This is a genomic window from Kitasatospora sp. NBC_00374, assembly GCF_041434935.1.
Taxonomy (GTDB): Bacteria; Actinomycetota; Actinomycetes; order Streptomycetales; family Streptomycetaceae; genus Kitasatospora.
In genome coordinates this window covers 6857207-6881578 of sequence record NZ_CP107964.1, presented here as the reverse complement: position 1 = coordinate 6881578, position 24372 = coordinate 6857207, and the positions used below count along the sequence as shown (strand labels likewise).

Sequence of the window (24372 nt, the reverse complement as noted above, 5' to 3'; positions counted from 1 at the left end):
AAGCGCCGAGCGGGGCCGGCCGAGAGCGGCCGAGACCGAGCGAGACCGACCGAACCCCACCGTGCCATGTCCGGACCGACCGTCCGGCGGACAAAGGATTCCCGTGCCAGAGACCGACCAGGCGAGCTGCCCGTACCTCGCGGGCGCAGCCGACACCGTCCACCACCTCGACGCCGAGTTCACCCAGAACCCCTTCCCCGACCTGGAGCGCCTGCGCGAGGCCGGCCCGGTCCACCGGGTGCGGCTGCCGAACGGCACCGAGCGGTGGCTGATCACCCGTTACGACGAGGTGATGGCGGCGCTGGCCGACCCTCGGTTGAGCAACGAACTGGCCCGCGGCCTGCAGAAGGTGCTGCCGCCCGAGCCGCTTCCGCCGAGCTGGCAGGTGGCGCTGCGGACCAGCAGCCTGCTCGGCCGGGCGATGGCCAACCTCGACCCGCCGGACCACGACCGGCTGCGCAAGCTGGTCGTCAGGACCTTCAGTGCCAAGCGGATCGAGGGTATGCGCCCGCGGATCCAGGAGATCACCGACGAACTCTTCGACGCGCTCGCCGGGCGCACGGAGTTCGACCTGGTGGAGGCCGTCTCCAACCAGCTGCCGATCACGGTCATCTGCGAGCTGCTGGGGGTGCCGTCCTCGGACGCGGACCTGTTCCGTACCGCGGCCAGTGTCCTCGGCGGCTTCGTGCCGGACGACGAGGCCGCCCGCCGGACGATCGCGGCCCTGGACGCCTTCGACACCTATGTGCGCTCCCTCGTCACGGCGCGGCGCGCCGAGCCCGGCCCCGACCTGTTCAGCGAGCTGACCAGGGTCACCACCGGTGGCCAGGGCCTGACCGACGACGAACTGGTCAGCATGGCCGGCCTGTTGCTGTTCGGCGGCTACGAGACCTCGGCGCAGCTGATCAGCAGCGCGGTGCTCTCCCTGCTCCAGCACCCCGAGCAGCTGGCCGCGGTGCGGGCCGAGCCCGGCCTGCTGCCGGGTGTCGTCGACGAGGTGCTGCGCTTCGAGGGCCCGGTCAACCCGGGTCTGAACCGGTACGCGCTGGAGGACGTCGAGATCGGCGGGGTGACGATCCCGCAGGGCTCCTACGTGGTTCTCGGCGTGGCCGCCGCCAACCGCGATCCCCGTCACTGGGCGGAGCCCGACCGCTTCGACGTCACCCGGACCGCCACCGCCAAGCAGCTCGGCTTCGGCTACGGCCTGCACTACTGCATCGGCGCCCGGCTGGCCCAGCTGGAGGTGGAGATCACCCTCGGCACCGCGCTGCGCCGCTACCCGAACCTGCGGCTCGCGGTGCCCGCCGACCGGCTTCGCTGGCGGGCCGGTTCGGTCCGCGGGGTGCGCGAACTGCCGCTGCTCGTCGACTGACGCGGCCGCCCGCGCCCACCGGCGCCCGCCTTCCACTCCTTCCTTCCTCCGAGAGGTACTGCTATGTCCGGGATCGCCGGCTGGGTCGACCGTGGCCGCGACCTGACCCGTGAGGGTCTGGCCGCGGCCGTGATGACGGCCCGGCTCGCCGCACGCGGCCGCCACGGCGAGCGGCTGTGGTCCAGCCGCTCCGCCGTCCTCGGCCATCGCGCCGACGCCCTGGACACGGTGGGCGCGCAGCCCGCCGTGGTCCGGGAGCACGGTGGCCCGATCGCCGTGATCACCTTCGACGGGGTGCTGTACAACGCCTCCGAGCTCCGCTCGCAGCTGGCCTCGGACGGCCGCCGGGGCCCGCTGGCGACCGATGCCGACGTGGTGCTGCGCGGGTACCTGCGCTGGGGTTGCGCGGTCGCCGAGAAGCTGGAGGGACTGTTCGCGTTCGCCGTCTGGGACGTCCGGAGCTCCGAACTGCTGCTCTGCCGTGACCGGTTCGGGGTCAAGCCGCTGAGCTACCTGCCGCTGCCCGACGGGGTGCTGTTCGCCTCCGAGGTGGCGGCGCTGGCCGCGCACCCGCTGGTGGGCACCGAACTGGACGCCGAGGGCCTGTGCTCGGTGCTGGCCCAGGTCCGCAGGCCCGGGCACGCGGTGCTGCGCGGTCTGCGCGAGGTCAGGCCCGCCCACCTGGTGCGGTTCCGCGCCGACGGGGTCGTCGAGCAGCGTTACTGGTCGCTGGAGGCCCGTCCGCACACCCAGGACCTCGCGCAGACCGTCGAGACCGCCCGCGGGCTGCTCGACGAGGCGATCTCGCGGGAGGCGGGGGCCGGGACACCGTCGGTGCTGCTGTCCGGCGGCCTGGACTCCAGCGCCCTGACCGGCCTGGTCTCCGAGGTCGCCGGCGGCGCGCCGCGCACCTTCACGGTCTCCTTCGGGGACAGCGCCGCCGCGGTGCCCGACCGGCCGTTCGCCCAGGCCGTGGTGGACCGGCTGGGCTGCGACCACCGGGAGGTCCTGGTCGATCCGGCGCGGTTGACCGATCCGCTGGCCCTGGAGGCCGTCCTCGCGGCCAAGGACTTCCCCTCGCCGTTCGGCGACAAGAACCTCACCCCCTACCTGTTCTACCGTCAGGTCGCGGAGCACACGCCGACGGCGCTCAGCGGCGAGGCCGCCGACGCGGTGTTCGGCGGCCTGATCAGCGGGCAGGAACGGGCCTCCTCCGAGCACCGCACCTTCCCGTGGATCGAACGGGCCCGCACCTTCGGCATGATGCACGGCATCGGCAACGGCCTCTTCGACGAGGAGCTGCTGCACGAGCTGGACTACCCCGCCTTCTGCGCCGAGCGCTACCAGGAGGCGAGGGAGGAGGTACCGCACCTGGACGGTGCGCAGGGCGACGACCGGCGGGCCCGCGAGATCGACTACCTGCACATGACCAGGCTGTACGAGCAGGCGGTCAACCACTCGGAGCGGCTGGGCGCCGCGGCCGGGCTCCAGGTCCGCTTCCCGTTCTCCGACCACCGGTTGTTCGGCTACCTCTACAACGTCCCCTGGCGGATGAAGTCCTTCGACGGCCGGGACAAGAGCCTGCTGCGGACGATCGCCAGGGACCTGCTGCCCGCCTCGGTGCTGGACCGGCCGAAGGTGCCGTTCCCGATCACCTACCACGCCGGGTACAAGCAGTCGCTGGCCACCAGGCTGCGTCAGGTGCTGGAGGACCCGGGCGCGCCGGTGCTGCCGCTGCTGGACCTGCCGGCCGCCTGGAAGGTGGTGGACGACCCCAGGCTCCTGGACCGCGGCGGCTGGCTGGGGCGGGCCGACACCGAGATGGTGCTCCAGCTGGACGGCTGGCTGCGCGGCCGCCGGATCAGGTTGGCGCTGTGAACGCCGTCGGCGCGACCCCGGCACCCGCGAATCCCGCCACCTCAGCGAAGGCCCCGTCCATGACCGACCTCCTCCGCACCGACCTCCTCCGCTCCGACCTCCCGGCCGACTCCCCGGCCGGCCCGCTGCTCCACGAGCTCTTCCGCGAGCAGGCCGCCCGCCACCCCGACCGGATCGCGGTGCGCGACACCCGCCAGTCGCTCACCTACGCCCAGGTCGACCGCCGTTCGGACTGGCTGGCGGCCCAGTTGCACAGCCGCTGCCCGCAGCCCGGGGTGCTGGTGGGGCTGCACCTGGAGCGCGGGGCCGACGTGGTCGTGGCCATGCTCGCGGTGCTCAAGAGCGGGCACACGTACGTGCCGCTCGACCCCGGCTACCCGGTGGAGCGCCTGCTGTTCACCGCGCGGGACGCCCGCCTCGGCCTGGTCCTCTCCGACCAGGCCGTGCCGGCCGGGCTCGCGGAGCTGCCGGTCCTGCGGCTCGACGAGCTCACCCAGCCCGACGGCGCGGTACCGGCTCCCCCGGTGCCCGGCACGGCCGACGCGCCCGCGTACGTCATCTACACCTCGGGCTCCACCGGACGCCCCAAGGGCGTCCGGGTGCCGCACCGCAACGTGGCGGCCCTGGTCCGCGCCTGCGGCCGCCGCTACGAGCTGCGCCACGACGACGTCTGGACCCTCTTCCACTCGTACTCCTTCGACTTCTCGGTCTGGGAGATCTGGGGCGCGCTGCTCAGCGGCGGCACGCTGATCGTGGTGCCGCACCCGACCGCGGCCTCCGCGCAGGCGACGCTGCGGCTGCTGACCGACGAGGGGGTCACGGTCTTCAACGTGGTGCCGTCGGTCTTCCGCCATCTGACGCGGGCGGCCCGGCGCACCGGTCTGGTGCCGTCGGCCCTGCGGTACGTGATCTTCGGCGGCGAGTCGGTGGACATCCGCGACGTACGGGCGTGGCGGGCGGTGGCGGGCCGGGAGACCCGGTTCGTCAACACCTACGGCATCACCGAGACCACCGTCTTCGTCACCTACCGGCTCTTCACGGACGAGGAGCTGGACCGGGAGCCGGACGCCCCCGACGGCTCCGCGTTCGCGCTGGACATCGGCGAGCCGCTGGACGGCTGGGAGCTGCGGGTGGTCGGCGAGGACGGTGCACCCGTCGCCCCCGGCGAGACCGGCGAGATCCTGGTCGCGGGCTCCGGCGTCGCGCTGGGATACCTGCACCGGCCCGAGCTGACCGCGGAGCGCTTCCCGCTGCTGCCCGTCCCCGGAGGCGGGACCCGGCGGCACTACCGCAGCGGCGACCTGGCCCGGCTGCTGCCGGACGGCATGTTCTGCTACGCCGGACGGGCCGACGACCAGGTGAAGGTCAACGGCTTCCGGATCGAGCTCGGTGAGGTCGAGGCCCGGCTCCAGGACGCGCCGGGCGTCCGCGAGCTGGTGGTGGTCAGGACGGTCAGCCGGATCGGCGAGCCGATGCTCACCGCCTTCTACACGACACCCGACACCGCACCGCCGACAGCCGGCCTCCAGGGGGAGCGGGAACACCAGGAGCGCCTGACCGCCCACGCGCGCAGGGCCCTGCCCGCGCACATGGTCCCCGGGCTGTGGGTGCACCTGGCCGGGCTGCCGGTCAACCCGTCCGGCAAGACCGACCGCAAGGCGCTCTCCGCATGGCCCGGGCAGCCGCCCCGGCCGCCGTCCGCCGGCTGACCCCCCGCCAGCTGACCCTCCGCCGGCGCACACGTTCCGTTACCCCGAAGGACTGTGATGGCTCCACGCACCCGTAACCTCGCCAGCGACCCGGACCGGCCCAGCTTCCTGGAGGAGCTGTACCAGGGCCGGTTCCGCTGGGATCTGATCCACCCGTTCCCCGAGCAGCGGCCCGAGGACCACGAGCGCGGCGACGCCGCGGTGGCCGCCGTCGGCGCGTTCCTGCGCGAGCGGATCGACCCCACCGAGGTCGACGTCCGGGGCAGCCTGCCCGACGGCTTCCTGGCGGAGCTGGGCGGCCACGGCTACCTCAGGCTGCAGGCCGGCCCCGAGGTCGGCGGGCACGGCCTGTCCTCGTTCAACACCTTCCGGGTGATCGAGGAGGCCGCGTCCTGGTGCCTGCCGGTGGCGGTGCTGCTGGGCATCGAGAACGCCCTGGGGGCCGGCGCCTTCCTGCCGGTGCTGCCGCCCGGCCCGCTGGCCGACCGGGTCAGGGACCACGTGCGGGCGGGAGGGCTGTCCGGCAGCGCCGACACGGAGCCCGAGGGCGCCGCCAACCAGGGACGCACCACCACCGCCGAGCCGGTCGAGGACGGCGCCGCCTACCTGCTCAACGGGCGGAAGGTCCAGGTCGTCAACGCGCCGGGCGGAGGCCTGTTCAGCGTCACCGCCTCGGTACGGGCAGCGGACGGCACCGAGCGCAACCGGCTCTTCTTCGTCGACGCCGACACCCCGGGGGTCCGGCGCAGCGGCGCGCAGGAGCTGATGGGCATGCGCGGTCTGCCGTTCGGCGGGCTCGACCTGGAGAACGTCCGGGTCCCCGCGGAGCTGGCACTGGCCGAACCGGACCCCGAGCACACCTCCCGGCTCACCCCGGCGGTCTCGCTGCTGGTGGTCCGCGGCCGGCTCTACATCATCGCCGCGCCCTCGCTGGCCACCGCGAAGCACTGCCTGGCCTGGGCGCACGACTTCGTGGCGCGCCGCTCGGTGGACGGCCGGGGCCTCGGGGAGTACGAGGAGATCCGGCGCCGGCTGGCCGAGTCGAAGGCCGACGCCTTCGCGCTGGAGAGCACGGCCCGGTGGAGTCTGCTCGGCGAGGACCACGGCACGGCCGTCAACCTCAAGTTCGAGCAGAACGCCTCGAAGAACATCTGCTCGGTGCTCGGCTGGCGGATCGCCGAACGGACCCTGTCGATGCTGGGCGGCGAGGGCTACGAGACGGCGCAGAGCAAGCACCGGCGGCAGGTGCCCGCACTTCCGCTGGAGCGGGCCTTCCGTGACGTCCGCGGTCTGCGGATCACCGGCGGGGTCGACTTCCTCCTCGACAACTGGAGCGCCGGCCGGACGCTGCTGTCCTACTACTACCCCGAGCCCGACCACGCGGCCGAGCTCGCGCAGGAGCAGGCCCCGCCGGCGGAGTTCGGCGACGACCACGCGCTCTCGGCCGACAACCTCGCGCACCTGCACTTCGTCCGCGAGCAGGTGCACCGCTTCGGGCGCGACTGCCTCCGACTCACCCGCAGGTACCCGGAGCGCGCCGAACTCGCCTCCAGGCAGCGCCTGTTGATTCTGCTCAACCGCACCGCGACGGAACTGCTGACGATGTCGCTCACGCTGGCCCGGGCCGCGAGCGCGACCACCGCCGGGCAGCTGGACGTGCAGGACCTCGCGGACGTGTACTGCACCACCGCCCGGGCCCGGCTGGCCTCGCTGCTCCACCGGCGCGCCCAGGAGGAGGGCCTCGGCTCCGCCGGCGCCGCCGCAGCACGGCTGGGCACCGTCCCGCCGCCGGCCGCGGTTCCACCGACCCACGACGTGACCTTCGCCGACGCCTCCGGGGCCGGCCGATGAGTGAGGAACCGACGATGACCGACACCCCCGAGCCGACCGGGCCGCGCGCCGTGCCGGCCCACCCCGGCGTCCCCGCGGGGACGGGCGCCGCGACGGTCCGCGAACTCCCCCTGTCGGTCGGCCAGGAGGCCATGTGGATCTCCTGGCGGCTCGACCCCGGACAGTGGACACACATCATCCCGACGCCGTACCGGATCGAGGGCACGCTCGACCCCGACCGGCTGCGACAGGCCGTCGCCGCCCTCGGCGCCGCCTACCCGCAGCTGCGCGCCCGGGTACTGGACGGGCCGGCGGGCCTGCGGCTCGGCTGGGCCGACGCGCCGCCGATCCCGGTGGCCGAGCACACCGTGACGGGCGACCTCGCGGAGGCGGTCCGGCGGACCTGGCAGCGGCCGTTCGACCTGACCGCGGGTCCGCTGGCCCGGGTCGACGTCCTGCACGGCGACGAGGGCAGCGTCCTGCTGATCGCCGTACACCACCTCGTCCATGACGGAGCGTCGATCCTGCTGCTGCTGGACGCGCTGCGCAGCGCCTACGCCGGGCGGCCGCTGACCCCCGCCGACCACATCGGGCCGCTGACCGCCTTCGCCCGGCGCTCACGCGAACTGACCGACACGCCCGCCGGTGACGCCCAACGTGCCCACTGGCGCGGCGCCCTGGGCACCGGCACGACCTTCGAGCTGCCCGCCACGGTGGACGAGCCCGGCTACACGGTCCTCAGCACCGAGGTGCCCACCGCGCTGGTGCCGCGACTGCGGGAGCGGGCCGACGAACTCGGCGTGTCCTACTTCACCCTGCTCCTCGGCGCGTACTTCGCCCTGCTGCGGCGCTTCGCCGGCGAGGACGACCTGCTGGCCTCGATCCCGTTCCACGGTCGCTCCGCGGAGGAACTCCGCGACAAGGTCGGCTACTTCGTCAACGCCCTGCCGATCCGCCGGCAGGTCCGGGGGACGGACAGCTACGCGGACCTGATCCGGGCCCTGCGGGGTGAGCTGCGGGCCGCGATGACGCACGGCGACCTGCCGCTGCCGGCGATCCTGCGCGAGGTCGGCCTCACCGGGTGGCAGGCGCACGCGCGCAGCCACCAGACGGTCTTCCAGTACTGGCACGCCGGGCTGCGCCAGGACGTCGACGTGCAGCGGCTCGAACTACGCGCGGACGGGGCCCCGGGCGGGTCCTCGTGCGTGCTGAGCCTGCTCGACATGGAGAGCAGCGCCGACTACACCCTCGCGGTGATGGTCCGGGAGGACAGCGGCGGCACCCACGTGCTGTGGAAGGACCCCGCCGGCGCGGTCGGCCGCACGCTGCTGGCGGTGATGGCGGAGCACTACACCGAGGTGCTCACCGCCGTGGCGAAGGACCCGTACGCCCTGGTGGGCGTGCTCGGCGAGCGGGTCGGCACACCCGCGGGCACCGTGAACGCCCGCGAGGTGGCCAGGCTGATCGAGAGCCACCCGGCCGTCCGGCAGGCCCTGGTGACGCCGACCGGCGGTGACGCCGACCTCGCGGCCCGGCTGACCCTCGACCCGGCCGTGGACGCCCCCGGCCTGCCCGCCTCGGCTCTGGCCCTGGTACGCGAGCGGCTCGGCGACCGGACACCCCGGATCCGCTTCACCACGCACGGCGCCGACGGAACCGACGGAACCGGCCCCGACCGGACGTCCCCGACGGACACCGCGACCACCGCCGTCCTGATCGAACTGTGGCAGGACGTCCTCGGCATCGACACCGTCACCCCCGACGACTCCTTCTTCGAACTCGGCGGCCACTCCCTGCTCGCCGCCGAACTCGCCGACACCATCTCCCGACGCCTCCACCTCGACACCCCCGTACGCGCCCTCTTCGAACACCCCCGCCTCAACGACCTCGCCACCCACCTCGACCGACTCCGCACACCCACACCCACACCCACACCCACCAGCGCCGACACCGCGACCACCGCCGTCCTGATCGAGCTCTGGCAGGACGTCCTCGGCATCGACACCGTCACCCCCGACGACTCCTTCTTCGAACTCGGCGGCCACTCCCTGCTCGCCGCCGAACTCGCCGACACCATCTCCCGACGCCTCCACCTCGACACCCCCGTACGCGCCCTCTTCGAACACCCCCGCCTCAACGACCTCGCCACCCACCTCGACCGACTCCGCACACCCACACCCACACCCACCAGCGCCGACGACGGGCCCGAGGCGGAGCCCCGGTCGTTCCCCGCCTCCGGCTTCCAGGACCGGATCTGGCTGGCCGAACGGCTGGAGCCGGGCACCGGGGCCTACAACGTGCCGCTCGCCTGGCGGATACCCGGCGGGCTGGAGGCCGGGGCACTCGGGCGCGCGCTGGCCCTGCTGGTGTCCCGGCACGAGATCCTGCGTACCTCCTTCGTCGAGCGCGACGGGCGGCTGCGGCAGGTGGTCGGCGAACCCTGGTTCCCGCAGCCGGACTTCCTCGACCTGCGCGACCGTGACGACCGGGACGAGGTGCTGCAGGAGCGGCTGAACCGACTCGCGCACCACGAGTTCGACCCCGCGTCCGGGCGGCTGCTGACGGCGGCCCTGTTCCAGCTGGGGGAGGACGACCAGGTGCTCTTCGTCTGCCTGCACCACCTGGTGTGGGACGGCGAGTCGGCCGGGGTGTTCCTGCGGGAACTCGCCGACTGCCATGCCTCCGTGAGCCCGCCCGACCCGGCCCTGCCGGCCCCGCAGGCCATACCGGCCGGGGACGGCGTGCCCGCCGCGGAGCCGGTCCACCCGGCCTCCGCGCACCAGGGACGGATGGGCTTCATCGACCACTTCGAGCGCGGGGTGGTCTACGAGGGAGCGCCGGTCTACCACAACCTGCCGCTGTACCTCAGGCTCGACCGGGCACCCGACCCCGCACTGCTGCGCGAGGCCGTGACCCGGGTGGAGCTGGCCCACGAGGCGCTGCGGACCAACCTGGTCCTCGTCGACGGCCGGATCGCCCAGCGCGTCACCGCCGGGGCCCGGATGGCGCCCCGGTGGTTCGAACCCGTCCCCTGCCGCGGTGACTCGGTGCCCCCGAGCCTGGGCGAGTGGGCGGCCGAGCCCTTCGACCTGGCCGGCGGGCCGCTGCTGCGCCTGGCCGTCCAGCCGTCCGCCGACGGTGGGGCGTGGCTCGCGCTGGTCGGCCACCAGGCGGTGGTCGACCGGATCTCACTGACGGTCGTCGCCGAACAGCTGCTGGCCGCGCCCGACACCGCCCCCACCGTGCCCCGCAGCTACCGGGAGTGGCTGGACGCCGTTCCGCAGGAGCGCAAGCAGCTCGACCTCGCGGTGCGCGCCCGGGAGCTGAGCGGTGAGATCGATCCGCTGCGGCTGCCCGAGCGCCGCCCCCGCGAGGCCGTGCACGTCTACCAGGAGCAGTCCGTACCCCTGCGGCTGCCGGCCGCCCTGCCACTCGCCCGGTTCGCCCGGGAGCGGGGCCTGAGCCAGGAGGACGTGCTGCTGGCCGCCTTCACCGTCCTGCTGGGCTGGTACTCCGGCCAGGAGGAGATGGTGCTCGGCGTCGCCGACACCGGGCGCCGGGACGCGGACCGGGACGGCGACGGCGACGCCACGATCGTCGGGCCGCTGGCGAACCTGCTGCCGCTGCGCCTGAGCGCCGCGGTCTCGGCCTCCTTCCACGCGGTGGCCGCCGAGACCGGCCGGGCGCTCGGTCTCGCCCGCCGCCACCCGCTGGCACCCTTCGACGAGCTCGTGGCGCTGGTCGACCCCGACAAGGACATGAGCCGGACCGCCCTGTTCGACGTGTTCTTCTGCTATGCGGCCGGACCGCGCACGCTGACCTGCGCCGACGGTGGCCACGCGGTGCTGGTCGAGGAGGGCGGCGGCTACGGGAAGTACGACCTGACGCTCTTCCTGCGTCCGGACGGAGCCGCACTGGACGGGCGGCTGGTCTTCAACGGCCTGTACTTCGACGAGTCGCAGATCCGGCTGATGGCCGAGCACTACGTGCGGCTGCTGGAGCAGCTGCTGGCCGCGCCGGACCGGCCGGTCGGGGAGGCCGATCCGCTGACCGAGCAGGAGACGCACACCCAGCTGGCGGTCTGGAACGCCACCGAGGCCGACTATCCCCGGACCACGCTGCACGCCCTGGTCCGCGAGCAGGCCGAGGCACGGCCGCGGGCGGTGGCCCTGTCCTGCGCGGGGGAGCGCCGCAGCTACGCCGAACTGCAGGCGGGCGCCGAGCTGTCGGCCCGCGCCCTGGTGGCGCGCGGGGTGCGGCCGGGCGAGCTGGTGGCCCTGTCGCTGCCGCGGGGGCCGGCACAGGCCGAGGCGATGCTGGCGGTGCTGCTGGCCGGGGCCGCGTACCTGCCGATCGACCCGGCGACGCCGCCCGAGCGCCAGGCGTTCATCCTCGCCGACTCGCGCACCCGCTGGGTGGTGACCGACGACGCGCAGGCGGTGGGCCGGCTCGGCTTCGAGGGCTGCGCGGTGACACCCGAGCAGCTCGCCGCCTCCCCCGGGGCCGAGGGCACGGTGCTACCGGAGACCGGCCCCGACTCTCCCGCCTACTGCATCTACACCTCCGGCACCACCGGCCGGCCCAAGGGCGTCGTGGTCAGCCACCGCAACGCCGTACGGCTGATCCGAAACGACCGCTTCCCGTTCGCCTTCGGCCCCGCCGACGTCTGGACGATGTTCCACTCGTACGCCTTCGACTTCTCGGTCTGGGAGCTGTTCTGCGGGCTGGCCCACGGTGGCCGGGTCGTCATCGTCCCCGAGGACGAGGCCCGCGACGCCCGGCAGTTCTGGCAGCTGCTCCAGCGCGAGCGGGTCACCGTGCTCAACCAGACCCCCAGCGCCTTCCGGCAGCTGCTCGCGGCGGAGGAGGAGGCCCCCGCCCCGCTGGACCACCTGCGCTACGTGATCTTCGGCGGGGAGCAGCTCCAGCCGGCCATGCTCGACGGATGGCTGGAGCGCCGCCCGCAGGTCCGCCTGGTCAACATGTACGGGATCACCGAGACCACCGTGCACGTGACCGTACGGACCGTCACCCGGGCGGACGCCGACGCCGACCGCAGCGTGATCGGCACGCCGATCCCGACCAGCACCGTCCACCTGGTCGACCCGCGCACCGGCGGGCGGCTACTGCCGGTGGGGGCGGTCGGCGAGATCATGGTCGGCGGCGCGGGCGTCACCGACGGCTATCTGGAGCGCCCCGGGCTGACCGCCGAACGCTTCGTCCCCAACCCGTTCGGCGAGGGCACCCTGTTCCGCAGCGGCGACCTGGCCCGCTACCGCGTCGACGGCTCCCTGGAGTACCTGGGCCGCAGCGACTCCCAGGTGCAGCTGCGCGGGTACCGGATCGAGCTCGGCGAGATCCAGTCCTGTCTGCGCGAGCACCCGGCGGTCGCGGACGCCACGGTCCTGGTCGAGGACGACCGGCTGGTCGCCTACCTGCAGCCCGTGGGCGAGCCGCCGACCGGGGCGCAGCTTCGGCTGCACCTGGGCGCCAAGCTGCCCCAGTACATGATCCCCGCCGGCTTCCGCACGGTGGCGGCGATCCGGCTGACCGCCAACGGCAAGCTGGACACGGCGGCCCTGCGGGCGGCCGGGGTGCCGCTGGAGAACACCGCTACCGGCGAGCCGCGGACACCGACCGCACGGGCCCTGGCCGCGGTGTGGGCCGAGCTGCTGGCCGTCCCGTCGGTCGGCGCGGAGGACTCCTTCTTCGCCCTCGGCGGGCACTCGTTGCTGGCCGTGCGCCTGCTGAGCCGGGTCGCCCGTGAGTTCGGCCCGACCCTGCCGCTGCGCACCCTCTTCGAGTGCCCCCGTCTGCAGGACTTCGCCGATCTGGTCGACACCCGGGGCGGGCGGGCCCCGGAGTCCGCCGATGCCGGCGCGACCGCCGGCGCCGACGGGCCGGCCGGCGACCTGCTGCCGGCCTCCGGCTTCCAGGAGCGCATCTGGCTGGCGGAGCGCGCCGCGCCCGACGACGCCCGCTACAACGTGGTACTCGCCTGGCGCGCCCGCGACGGTCTCGACGCCGGGCTGCTCCGCAGGGCGCTGGACGATCTGATCCGACGTCAGGAGATCCTGCGCACGCGCTTCGTGGAGCGCGAGGACCGGCTGTGCCAGCTGGTCGGCGAGGCGTGGAGCCCCGAGATCGAGCCGCTCGACCTGCGCGCCGCAGCCGCGCCCGACGCCGGGCTGCGGAGCTGGCTCGACCGGGCGGCGCGCCGGCCGTTCGACCCGGCTTCGGGCCGGCTGCTGCGGGTGGCGCTGGCCGACACCGGCGGTACCGAGCGCGTCCTGCTGCTCTGCCTGCACCACCTGGTGGTCGACGGCGAGTCGGTGCCGGTGCTGCTGCGCGAGCTGGAGCGCTCCTGGAACGCGGCGGCGCGGGGCGGGGAGGCCGAGCCGGCCGCCGTCCAGTACCGCGACTTCGTGGCGGACCAGGAGGCCGCGCGCGGCAGCGCCCGACGGGCCGCCGACCTCGCCCGCGGGACGGACCGGCTCGCCGGCGCCCCCGCCTACGCGCGGCTCCCCGAGCCCGCCGCGGCCGGGCCCGACGGCGCGGTGGCCGTCCCGCTGCCCGCCGACACGATGGCCCGGCTGCGCAGGCTGCAGGCCGAGCAGGGCGTGTCCTGGTTCATGGCGGCCTCGACGGCGCTGGCCGCCCTCCTGCACCGCTGGACGGGCGACCCGGACGTCACCTTCGGCGTGCCCGTCTCCACCCGCGACCGCGGCCGCTTCACCGACCTGCTCGGCCCGTGCCTGGACCTGACCGTGCTGCGCTCGCGGCCCGCCCGGGACGCCACCGTGCGAGACCTGTTGCAGGCGATGCGGACCGAGGTGCTGGACGCCTTCGAGCACCGCGGTGCCCCGTTCGACGAGCTGGTCGAGCGGCTGCAGCCCGAGCGCCGCCCGGGCCGTACGCCCTACGCGGACGTCGCCCTCAACATGAACCTGCTGAACGGTCGTCGAACCGCGCTCGGCGGCAGCGAGTTGAGCCCCCTGTTCTTCGACTCCTTCTGGGAGCGGGAGACCAAGTTCGCCCTGACCGTGACCCTGTCCGAGCAGGACGGCCTGCTCTCCGGCGCGTTCTCCTACCGGGGAGAACGGCTCGCGGCCGAGGACGTCCACGCGCTGGCCGAGGCGTTCGGCCGGCTGCTCGCCGGCCTGCCGGAGCTGCTGGACCGGCCGCTGGACGGCCTCGGGCTGCCGGCCCCTGCCGACAGCGAGGCGGTCCGGCCCCGGCCGGCGGCCGCTGCCGACCTGCCACTGCCCGCTGCGGACGCCACGGCCGGGCGGATCCAGTACCGGCACTTCGTCGCGGCCCAGGAGGCCCGGCGGGACAGTGCCGACCGGGCGGCCGACCTCGACTACTGGGCCGACCACCTGGCCGGGGCCCCGCCCTACCTGGACTTCCCCGCCCCCCGGGAGAGCGGGCCCAACGGCGCCGTGGCGATCCCGCTGGCCGACGGTCTGCTGGAGCGCTGGCGCCCGCTGCAGCAGGAGCACGGCTTCACCCCGTACCTGACGGCCGCCACCGCGCTGGCCGCCCTGCTGCACCGCTGGACGGGCCAGGACGACGTGGTGTTCGCGGGGCCGCTCGCCCACCGGGACGACCCGGAGTTCGCCGACCTGCTGGGCCCGTGCCTGGACACCGTGGCACTGCGCTCGCGTCCCGCCGAGGACGCGACCGTGCTCGACCTGCTGCACGCGATGCGCACCGAGCTGCTGGGTGCCTTCGAGCACCGCGGCGCGCCCTTCGAGGACATCGTCGACCGGCTCAACCCGGTCCGCCGGCCGGGCCGGACCCCCTTCGCCGACGTCCAGTTGAGCCTGGAGACGGCGCCGGGCCGGCCGCCCACCCTCGCGGGCCGGCCGCTGACCCCGTTCGCCTTCGACCGGCAGGGCGCGGGCTTCCTCGGCAAGCTCGGTCTGACGGTGGTCCTGACCGTTCGCCACGGCGCGATGAGCGGGGTGCTGACCTACCGCGGCGACCGCTACCGCCCGGCCGACGTGGCCCGGTTCGCCACGCTGCTCGGACGCGTGATGAGCACGCTGCCCGATCGGCTGCACGTCCCGGTCGGCGAGCTGGACCTGGTCGGCTCCGATCTCGCGGACCTGCGCGAGGCCGAGCGCGGCCCGGCCGCGGCCCCCGCCACCACGGTGCCCGAGCTGGTGGCCCGCTGGTGCGAGGAGCACCCCGACGCGCCCGCGGTGGAGACGGCCGGCGGCGTGACCAGCTACCGCCGGCTGGCGCAGCGGGCCACCGCGCTCGCCGAGCGGATCCGCCCGCACCTGCGCGGCGCCGATCCGGTGGTCGCGCTGGTGCTGGGACGCGGCGCGGACCTGCCCGTCGCGATGCTGGCCTCCTGGCAGGCGGGGGCCGCGTTCTGCCCGATCGAGCCGGGGCACCCGTCGGCCCGCGTCGACTTCGTCCTGGACGACCTGGACGCCTGCGCCGTCCTGACCGACGACCCGTCACTGCGCGAGCGGCTCGGCGGTACGGGCCGGGCGGTCCTCGACGTCACCGCGGACGAAGCCGGGGACCCGGCCGCCCCGGTGCCGCCGCTGCGCGTCCCGGCGCCCGGCTCCACGGCCTACGTCATCCACACCTCCGGCACCACCGGCGAGCCCAAGGGGGTGGCGGTCCGCCACGGCGGCCTCGGCCAACTTGTGCTGTGGGGACGCGAGTCCTTCGACCTGCGGCCGGGCGACCGGATCGCCCAGGTCCTCAGCCCCGGCTTCGACGCCTCGCAGTGGGACATCTGGTCGGCGCTCGGTTCGGGAGCCTGCCTGGTACCGCTGGAGGGCCCGATGGTCGTCCCCGGGCTTGCGGGCTGGCTGGACGAACGGCGGATCTCGCACTGCCTGGTGATGACCCCGCTCGCCGAGGCGATGTGGAGTGCCGGCACCCCCGCTCCCCGTCACCTGCGGCACCTGCTCGTGGGCGGAGCGGCCTTCACCCAGTGGCCGCCGGACGGGCTCCCGTACCGGGTGCGCAACGTCTACGGCCCGACCGAGAACACCGTGTTCGCGCTGCACCACGAACTCGACGGCGAGGGCCCGCTGAACCGGCTGGGCCGCCCGCTCACGGGCGTCGAGGCCCTGGTGCTGGATGCCGGGGGCCGGCGCTGCCCGGCCGGCGTGGTGGGCGAGATCTGCCTCGGCGGCGCCCTGGTGGCCGCGGGCTACTGGCGCCGGCCCGAGCTCACCGCCGAGCGGTTCGCCGCCGGACCGGACGGCGGCGCCGGGACGGTCTACCGCACCGGCGACCTCGGCCGGCGGCTGGCCGACGGGACGCTGGAGTACCTCGGCCGCGCCGACCGGCAGGTGAAGATCCGCGGCTACCGGATCGAGCCGGGCGAGATCGAGGCCGCCCTGCTGGCGCAGCCCGAGGTCGCCCAGGCCCTGGTCCGGGCGGACCCGCGGCGCTCCCCCGCGCTGGCGGCCTATCTGGTGGCGCACGCCGAACCGCGCCCGTCCACCGCGGAGCTGGCCCGGCGGCTGCGGTCCGTGCTGCCCGCCTTCATGCTCCCCGAGGCCGTGGTGTGGCTCGACGCGCTGCCGCTGAAGCCCAACGGCAAGGTCGACGAGGCCCGGCTGCCCCGGCCCCGGCGGGATGACCTGGCCGCTCCCGCGGCCTGGGTCGCGCCGGGCGCGGGTCTGGCGCAGCGGATCGCCGGGGTGTGGTCGGAGGTGCTCGGCCTGGCCGAGGTCGGCGCCCACGACAACTTCTACGACCTCGGCGGCAACTCGCTGCTGCTGGCCAGGCTGCACAGCCGACTGACCGCCGCACTGGACCTGGACCTGCCGATCTCCCGGCTGTTCGAGCACCCGACGGTCGCGGCGCTGGCGGACGCCCTCGCCGACGGCCGGCCGACCGGCGCCCGGGTGGGGCCGGACGGTTCCGGCGGCGGTACCCGGGTCGACCTGCGCGACCGGGCGGCCCGCTCCAGGACCGCCGCCCTCCAGGCTCGGCGTCCCCGGCGATGACGGCCGCCCCGCCCGGCCCGTGCCACGCCCCGGCGCCCGTCGGGCCGAACGGCACGGGCCGGGCGGGGCCCCGGCATCGGCACTCCACCAACCGAAAGGGATGACATGGGATCGACGACTCCCGCCGCTCCACCGGCCGGGGCGACCGAAGCCCGCCGCCCGGGCACGCTACGAATCCTGCTGTGCGCGGAAGTCCTGTCGATGACGGGGTCCCAGCTGAGCGCCGTCGCGCTGCCGTGGTTCGCCCTGCAGAGCACCGGATCGCCGGCCGCGATGAGCAGGGTGATGGCGGCTCAGATGGTGGCCGTCGCGGTGTTCGGGCTGCTGGGCGCGAGCCTGGCGGGCCGGCTCGGTCCGCGCAAGGTGCTGCTGTTCTCCGACGCGGCCCGCGCACCGCTGATCGCCCTGGTGCCCCTGCTGCACGCGGCCGGGCTGCTCGGCATGCCGGTGTTCATGGTGCTGCTCTTCGCGGTCGGCTCGTTCTTCGCCCCCTACGTGGCCAGTCAGCAGGCCATCCTGCCCGCTCTGGTCGGGGACGACCAGACGCTGCTCAGCAAGGCCAACGCCCGTCTGCAGGGCGCCACCCGCCTCACCATCCTGCTCGGGCCGCCGACCGCCGGACTGCTGATCGCGGTGATGGGAGCCCCGGCCGTGCTGTTCCTGGACGCGCTCAGCTTCCTCGCCTCCGCACTCCTCATCCGCTGGGGGCTGCCGCGCGACCTCGCCGTCCCGGTGGCACCGCGGCACGGCCGGCTCCGCGACAGCCTGGCCGTCCTGGTCAGGGACAGGATGCTCGGCCGCTGGACGCTGGCCCAGATCCTCGGCGAGGGTGCCTGGCAGGCCCTGTTCGCCCTGATCCCGGTCTTCGTGCTGCTCCGGCACGGTTCGTCGGCGCTGTCCGGTGTCCTGCTGGGCGCCTTCGGCGGCGGTGCGCTGCTGGGCACCTTCCTGGTCGGTCCCGCCCTGCGCAGGCTGTCCAACCTGCGGCTGGCCGTCCTCGGCCGGGTCGGTCAGGGCGTCGTCTTCCTGGCTCTGCTGTTCCCGCTCGGGCCGCTCTCGCTGGCGGTCTTCCTGGCCGTGGTGGGGCTGTTGAACGGCCTGTCGAACGCGCCGATGGTCGCGGTGCGCACCGCCGCGATCCCGGCGCCGCTGCGCTCCGCCACCCTCACCGTGATCGCCGCCGCCGCGCTCTCCGGCGGCACGCTGGGGCTCGCGGCGGTCGGCACCGTCGTGGAGTCCGCGGGCATCTCGCGGACGTTCACGGCACTGGCGGTCGTCCAGGCCTGCGGCGCGGCGCTCTTCCTGCTGGGGGCCTCGGTGGCGTCCCGGCCGAGCAGGGCGACCGGCTGACCCGGCCGCGGGCGGGCGCCGCGACGACCGCCCCGACGCTCCCGCCCGCGGCGTGGTGAGGCCCCGTCAGCGCTCCTGGTCCAGACCGACGGGTTGCCAGCGGTAGGCCTCGTCCTCCTGCCAGCACTGCAGCTCGTCCTCGACCACGGCGGCCAGCGACAGCCGCCAGTCCTCGCCGACGGACAGCGCGACCCGGGTGGCGGGACGCAGTGTCGGGCGCCACCAGCGGGCGCGGCGGGCTCCCCCGGCGGCGGGCAGCCGGACGCGGACGCCGCCCGCGCCGGCCAGCGCGATGGTCGGGCCGCCGCGGTGGCCGGCCATGGCCACGCCGAGGACGGACTCCGCCTCGCCGATCTCGCTCGGGCCGGCGGCCGCCTCCGCGAGCCGGTGCAGCTGGACGGAGCTGTCCGGCCGCAGGACGGCGGCCTGCGGCCCCGCCGAGGAGCGGGCCAGCGCCGCCCCGCGGACGGCACCGGGGGCGCCCAGCTGCTCGGGATGGTCCTGGGCGCCCACCCGCCAGCACAGCAGCCGGCCGCGCTGCTCCACCAGCACCGACCACGTCCCGGCCCGTTCCTCGACGGCCGCGAGCACCCGTTCGGCCGGGCAGCGGGGCAGTTCCTGGCCGGTGAGGGTGACGCCCGGGGCCCAGCGGAACGAGTGCAGCGCGCCGGCCCGGGCCGTCCACACGACGAGCTCGCCCGAGCCGTTCACGGCCCCGGCCACGCCGCTGACCCCGCGGGCCGCCTCCCACCAGCCGGAGGCGTTGCCGACCCAGAGCGTGCCCGCGCGGTCCTCGGCGAACACCGCGAGCTCGGCCCGCCGGCCGGCCCGGCCCGCCACCAGGTCGGCGACGGCGTCCGGCCCCCGGTCGGAGGGGAGTTCGTGGGCGGCCCGGCCGGGGCCGGCGAAGGCCACCCCGGCCGCGCCGCCGGAGACCACCAGGGGCCGGCCGGCGGTGTCGGACAGCACCGTCAGGCAGGAGGTGCGCGGCAGGGCCCGGTGGGCACGCAGCAGTTCGCGTCCGCGGGCCGCCCAGGGGCCGAGCGGCGCGGGCCGCCGGGCCGGGTCGTGGTGCAGCGGCTCGCAGGCCCACTGCGCCAGTTCCTCCCCGAAGCCGGCCGCCGTCAGCTCGCGCCGGGCCTGGTCGGCGGCCGGCCGGTGGTCCAGGCGTCCGTGCTCGGGCAGCAGCAGGCTGCGGGCGAGGGTGCCGACGGCGAAGAGGTCCTTGGCGACGGCCGGGAAGCCGCCGACCTGCTCGGCCTCGGGCGGCACGTGGCCGGGGGTGAAGACGGCGACGGTCAGGGTGTGGTCGAGCGGGGCGAGGAAGGTCAGGTCGATCAGCTTGACCCGGCCCTCGGCGTCCACCAGGACGTTGGCCGGGGAGATGTCCCGGTGCACCCAGCGTCTGCGGTGCAGCTCGTCGACGATGCGGCAGAGCCGGACCAGCACCTCGGCGGCGGCCGGGAGCCCGCCGCGGTTGGCCCGGGCCCAGGTGTGCAGCGGCACGCCCTCGACCCAGGGGGAGATCTGGTAGCCGAGCAGTCCGGTGCCCGGCGGGCTGCCCGGCCGGTGTGGCGAGGGCCCGAGCAGGAAGGAGGGCACCACCAGGTCGGTGATGCCGAGGCGGTGGGCGTTGTGCGAGACGTCGTCCCAGCGGCCGAGCCAGCGGCGGACCTCGGACGGATCGCGCTCCAGCATGATCTTCGCGGCGACCAGTTCCTTGAGCCCGCTGTGGCCGGTGCGTACCGCCCGCCACACCTCGGCCTCGCCGCCGCGGTGGTGGAACTCCAGCAGTTCGTACTGCTCGGGGTCGAACTCCGGCCCGAACCGGAGCCCGGGCACCCAACGCGACTCGGACACTCCACCCCCGACTGAAACGACCCGGCCCCAGCGTTCCGCAGCCTCAGGATAGTGCTCTTTTCCGTCCCGACGCCCCCCGAAAGCCCTATCCTGAGCCTACTGGGGAAAATCTTGACGAGGCGTCAATCTCCTTGATCGACATCATGGTTGGGTGGCGCCGGCGGATCCGAAACTGCAGGGGGACGGGGCATGGCGCTGCTCGCGCTGGTGCTTGTGCTGGCGGCACTGGTCGGTTGGGGCGGATTCGCGCTGGTCCGGCGCGGACGGGCGCTCGACCCCGAGTCGGTGGCCAGGGCGCTGACCGCCGCGGCGGCCAAGGCCACGGCCGGACAGCAGGAGCAGGCCCGCCGCCGGTACGCCGCGCTGGCCGGCCGGCTGGCGGCCGCGCCCGAGGCGCTGCGGCCGCACCGCGGCCTCGCCCTGCTCGGCCAGGCCGGGGCGACCGCCGCGCTGGGCAACGCCCCCGGCGCGCTCCCGCTCTACCGCGAGGCCTTCCCGCTGCTGGCCGAGCCGGCCAGGCAGCTGCCCCGCTGGAGTCTGCGCCAGCTCGCCGAGGAGCGGATGCAGGCCCCGGACGGCGACCTCGCGCCGGTCCTCGCCTTCCTGCGGGCGACGGCCCCGGGCGCGGAGCCCGGTGTCGAGGCCGAGTCGGCCTCCCGATCCCTGGACTGGCTGCAGCGTCTGTGCCGGGAGGGCGCCACCGACCGGCGGGAGAGCGTGACGGCGGCGGCCCGCGCCACGCTGCCGGAGCGGGACTGGCCGGTCCTGGCCCGGGTGGCACTGCTGCGCGAGAGCGGGCGGGCGGCCGAGGCCGAGGCGCTGCTGGCCACCGCGGCGCCCGCGGGCGGCAGCGAGCTCTGGTTCCGCCTGGGCGCGCTGCTCAGCACGCCGGGCCGGCACGCCCAGGCGGTGGAGGCCTTCGACGAGGCGCTGCGGCGGGGCCCGGGCGAGGCGTCCCCGTGGGCCCGGGGCCCGGCCCTGCGGGCGGAGTCGCTGCTCTTCCGGGGGCTGGCCCGGCAGTTCCTGCTGGACATCGAGGGGGCGGCGGCCGATCTCCGGGCGGCGGCCGCCGAGGCCCCGGCGGACCCTCGCCCCCGCTATGCGCTCGGGCGGCTCGCCCTGCTGCGCAGCGCGGACGAGGAGGCCACCGGGCAGTTCACCGCGGCCCTGGCCGCGGCACCCTCGTACGCACCCGCCCGGCTGGGCCTGGCCCTGCTGCACGAGCGCGCCGGGCGGCCGGCCGAGGCGGCGGCGCAGTACCGGGCCGGGCTGGAGGGGCTGCCGCAGTGGCGCCCGGCCCGGGTCAGGCTGGGCGCGGCGCTGCTGGCGGCCGGCTGGCCCGAGGAGGCGGAGCCGCTGCTGCGCGCGCAGGCCGGTACCGGCTCGCACTGGGAGCGCAGCGCCGCCTTCCACCACGGCCTGGCCCTGGCCCGGGCGGACGACCCGGCGGGCGCGCTGGAGCGGTGGGAGCCGCTGCGCGACGCGGACCTGACGGGCCGGCTGGCCCTGCTGCGGGACCGGCTGGCCCGGCGCCGGCTGGCGGCCGACCCGGCGGCGGCCCGCGCACTGTGGCAGCAGGCCGTCACCGACGCGCCGGACGCGCCGGGCTACCGCCTGGCCCTGCGCGAGGCGGCGCTGCGCGAGGCCGCGCACCTGCTGATCACCGCCCGCGACCTCCCGGACGGCCGGGCCGCAGCCGCCGAGGCGCTCGCGCTGGCCGGCTCGGCCGCCGGCTCGCCGGACGGGTCGGAGCCCGCAGGACCGCCGCTGCGGGAGCGGCGGCTGCGGGCCGGGATCGCCCTGGCGGCCGGCTCGGCCGAGGGCCTGGGCGGCCTGCTGGACCAGGCCGACGGCCCGCGGGACCGCTACCACCTGGCGGCCGGTGCGCTGCTGACCGGCCGTGCGGTGCAGACCGTGACCCTGCTCGCGCCGGTGGAACCGGATCCGGCGGGCGACCCGGCGGTGTCCCGGCTCCGGGCGCTGCTCGCCGAACGGGCCGGGAACTGGCCGGCGGCGCTGGAGTGGCACCGGAGCTTCCTCGACGCGCCCGGCGCCGGGCGAGCGGTCACCGACGGCGCACGGTGCGGGGCCGAAGCCGGCGTCGCCTGTGCCGAGCCGGCCGTCGACGCCTGCGCCGGCTGCGGCCGGGAGGGCTGCGCCGCGCACCTGTACCGGCCGGCGACCGCCGGCTCCGCCCGCTGCGCCGGCTGCGCCGGGCCCGCCCTGCGGGCCGTCCTGGGCTGCGCCCGCCGGGCCGGGCTTGTCCCGGAGGCCGAGCGGATCCTCACCGCGTGGGCCGACGTCCTCGGTGACGGCGCCGCTTCCGTGCCCGTCCGGCGCGACCTCGCACTGCTGCGGGCCGAGGCGGGTGAGCTGGACGCCGCGCTGGCCCTGCTGCCCACCGCGGCCCCCCGGGCCCGCATCGCCGTCCTGATCCGCCGCGCGGCGGCCGCCCTGGACGCGCAGGACGCCGTCCGGGCCGCCGCCGACCTGCGCGAGGCCGTACGGCTGGCACCGGACCACCCGCACGCCGGCCCCGCACTCGGCACGCTGGCGGAGCACGAGGCCCTGCACCACGCCGGCGAGGGCCGGCACCGGGAGGCCTGGGACGGCTACCACGCGCTGCTGCTCACGGATCCGGGCCACCCCCGGCTGCTGCACTCGCTCGGCCTGGTCAGCTACCGCCTGGCCGTCGCCTGCGAGGCGGCGGGTCCGGCGGGGGCCGAGGACGCCGCGCGGTACTGGCCGTGGGCGATCGGCTGTCTGATGTCCGCGCTGCACCTGCCCGACCTGTGGTCCCGGACGGCGAGCGTGACCGGACGCCCGACCGAACCGCAGCGGATCGCCGCCGCCCGGACGGCACTCACCGACCGGCTCCGCGGGGACCTGCGCGAGCTGGACCAGGCACGCGGACTCAGCGCGGACGACGTCGACGCCTGGACCGTCCGGCTCGGGATGGAGGCCCGCAGCGCCGAGGCCTTCGCGCAGGAGGAGCTGCACGTCGCCCCGGACGGCGGCGTCGGCCGCCGGCTCGTCCTCGGCCCGGCGCTCGGCCGGCTGCTGCACGAGGAGTCGCAGGCGGGCGCGCTCGTCGCCTGGGCGGGTCAATTCGACTACGCGGTCCGCCCGTGGCGCCGGTCCGGGCCGTTCGGTGTCCATCCGCTGACCGAGGCGCTCGGCCTGTTCGACGCGCTCGGGCCGCACCGCTACCTGCTGCTGCAGGGCCGCCACGCGGCGGCGGTCGCCGCGCTGGACGCGATCCCCGCGGCCGAGCGCGACGAGGCCTGGCAGGCCCTCCTGCGGGAGGCCCTGACCAGCCAGGCCAGGGAGCGCCACCGGCACCAGGACTGGCGCGAGGCGCTGGCCGGCCTGGACCGTCTCCGGGCGCTGCCGGGTGGGGAGATACCGGCCGAACTGGCCGCGCTCGCCGCCGACTCCGGGCTGCGGGCCGCCCGCGCGCTGCTCAAGGAGAGCGACGACGACCAGTCGGGCGCGGTGGAACTGCTGGAGCAGGCGCTGGCCATGGCCCCGGACCACACCGAGGTGCGCAGCAACCTCGGGGCCGCCTACGCCCAACTGGCCCGGAAGATCAACAACGAGAGCACGGACTACTCCAGCGCGCTGGTCCTGCTGCGCAAGGCGCTCACGCTGGCACCCGACGACCCGACGGCCCGCCACTTCCTGCAGGCCGCCCTGGGCAACCGCGCCAACGAGCTCACCCGGCCGGGCCCGGAGAAGGACCTCTGGGAGGCGGCGGGTCTCTGGCAGGAGCTCATCGACCTCGACGCCGACCCGGACAACCGGCTCGGCCTCGCCTACGCGATGCGCCTGCTGGCGCGCTCCGCCGCGCTGGCCGACCACCGCACCGAGGCGGTCGACCGGATGACCGCAGCCCTGCGGGCCGATCCCGAGTGGACCGGCGACACCGCCCGGGAGGCGCCGCGCCGGGTCTCGGTCCTGCTGGCCAACCACGTGCTCGACGAGCTCCAGGACCGCCCCTTCGCCGAGCGCGCCGCACTGCTCCGGCAGGCCCAGACCTACGACGACTCCGGCGACCTGCGCCGGGTGATGGTCAGCGTCTGGCGCAGCGAGGCGGCGCGCGACTACAACGAGCGCCGCTACGACGACTCCGTCTCGCTGCTGGAGCAGGCGCTGCGGATGTGCGACACCGCGGAGGACACCGCCGCGGTCCGCAACGAGCTGGGCATCGTGCACAGCTCGCAGGCCGTGGCCCATGCGAACGCGCGCCAGTTCCGACAGGCCCGGGAGCTGATCGCCAAGGCCGTCGAGTACAGCCCGGGCGACCAGGAGCTGCGCGCGCTCCAACGGCGGATCAACAGCCTGCGCTGACCGCACCGCAACCGGAACGCACCGCGCCACACCGCCC

General features: G+C 75.7%; 8 protein-coding genes. 7 read left to right on the top strand and 1 reads right to left on the bottom strand.

Going from position 1 to position 24372, the window contains the following annotated elements:
* Positions 1–103 precede the first annotated feature (103 nt).
* The 6 genes from OG871_RS30545 to OG871_RS30520 all read left to right on the top strand — a co-directional run bounded on the left by OG871_RS30545 (position 104) and on the right by OG871_RS30520 (position 18125).
* Positions 104–1372, top strand: coding sequence for a cytochrome P450 (locus tag OG871_RS30545; RefSeq protein WP_371501219.1), 1269 nt, complete (start codon positions 104–106; stop codon positions 1370–1372).
* Between the two features lie 63 nt (positions 1373–1435).
* Positions 1436–3250, top strand: a complete 1815-nt coding sequence (gene asnB, locus OG871_RS30540; protein WP_371501218.1) for an asparagine synthase (glutamine-hydrolyzing) — start codon at positions 1436–1438, stop codon at positions 3248–3250.
* Between the two features lie 59 nt (positions 3251–3309).
* A complete protein-coding gene (locus OG871_RS30535; RefSeq protein ID WP_371501217.1) occupies positions 3310–4959 on the top strand; it encodes an amino acid adenylation domain-containing protein in 1650 nt (549 codons plus the stop codon).
* A gap of 57 nt (positions 4960–5016) precedes the next feature.
* Complete coding sequence (locus OG871_RS30530; RefSeq protein ID WP_371501216.1) at positions 5017–6810, top strand: acyl-CoA dehydrogenase family protein; 1794 nt, start codon at positions 5017–5019, stop codon at positions 6808–6810.
* A gap of 14 nt (positions 6811–6824) precedes the next feature.
* Entirely contained in the window at positions 6825–16775 is a 9951-nt protein-coding gene (locus OG871_RS30525; RefSeq protein ID WP_371501215.1) for an amino acid adenylation domain-containing protein, read from the top strand.
* Positions 16776–16880: 105 nt separating this feature from the next.
* Positions 16881–18125, top strand: coding sequence for an MFS transporter (locus OG871_RS30520; protein ID WP_371501214.1), 1245 nt, complete (start codon positions 16881–16883; stop codon positions 18123–18125).
* A 66-nt stretch (positions 18126–18191) separates the two neighbouring features.
* Here the strand turns inward: OG871_RS30520 and OG871_RS30515 are convergent, their stop codons facing one another.
* Positions 18192–19985, bottom strand: a complete 1794-nt coding sequence (locus OG871_RS30515) for a hypothetical protein (RefSeq protein ID WP_371501213.1) — start codon at positions 19983–19985, stop codon at positions 18192–18194.
* Positions 19986–20174: 189 nt separating this feature from the next.
* Here OG871_RS30515 and OG871_RS30510 point away from each other — a divergent pair, with 189 nt between their 5' ends.
* Positions 20175–24335 carry a hypothetical protein gene (locus tag OG871_RS30510; RefSeq protein WP_371501212.1) on the top strand — a complete coding sequence of 1387 codons (4161 nt, stop codon included), beginning with the start codon at positions 20175–20177 and terminating at the stop codon, positions 24333–24335.
* Positions 24336–24372: the final 37 nt, after the last annotated feature.

Bases quoted from the DNA above. Each gene is read 5' to 3' on its own strand.
- asnB (WP_371501218.1), top strand. From the start codon at position 1,436: ATGTCCGGGATCGCCGGCTGGGTCGACCGTGGCCGCGACCTGACCCGT.
- OG871_RS30535 (WP_371501217.1), top strand. From the start codon at position 3,310: ATGACCGACCTCCTCCGCACCGACCTCCTCCGCTCCGACCTCCCGGCC.
- OG871_RS30530 (WP_371501216.1), top strand. From the start codon at position 5,017: ATGGCTCCACGCACCCGTAACCTCGCCAGCGACCCGGACCGGCCCAGC.
- OG871_RS30525 (WP_371501215.1), top strand. From the start codon at position 6,825: ATGACCGACACCCCCGAGCCGACCGGGCCGCGCGCCGTGCCGGCCCAC.
- OG871_RS30520 (WP_371501214.1), top strand. From the start codon at position 16,881: ATGGGATCGACGACTCCCGCCGCTCCACCGGCCGGGGCGACCGAAGCC.
- OG871_RS30510 (WP_371501212.1), top strand. From the start codon at position 20,175: ATGGCGCTGCTCGCGCTGGTGCTTGTGCTGGCGGCACTGGTCGGTTGG.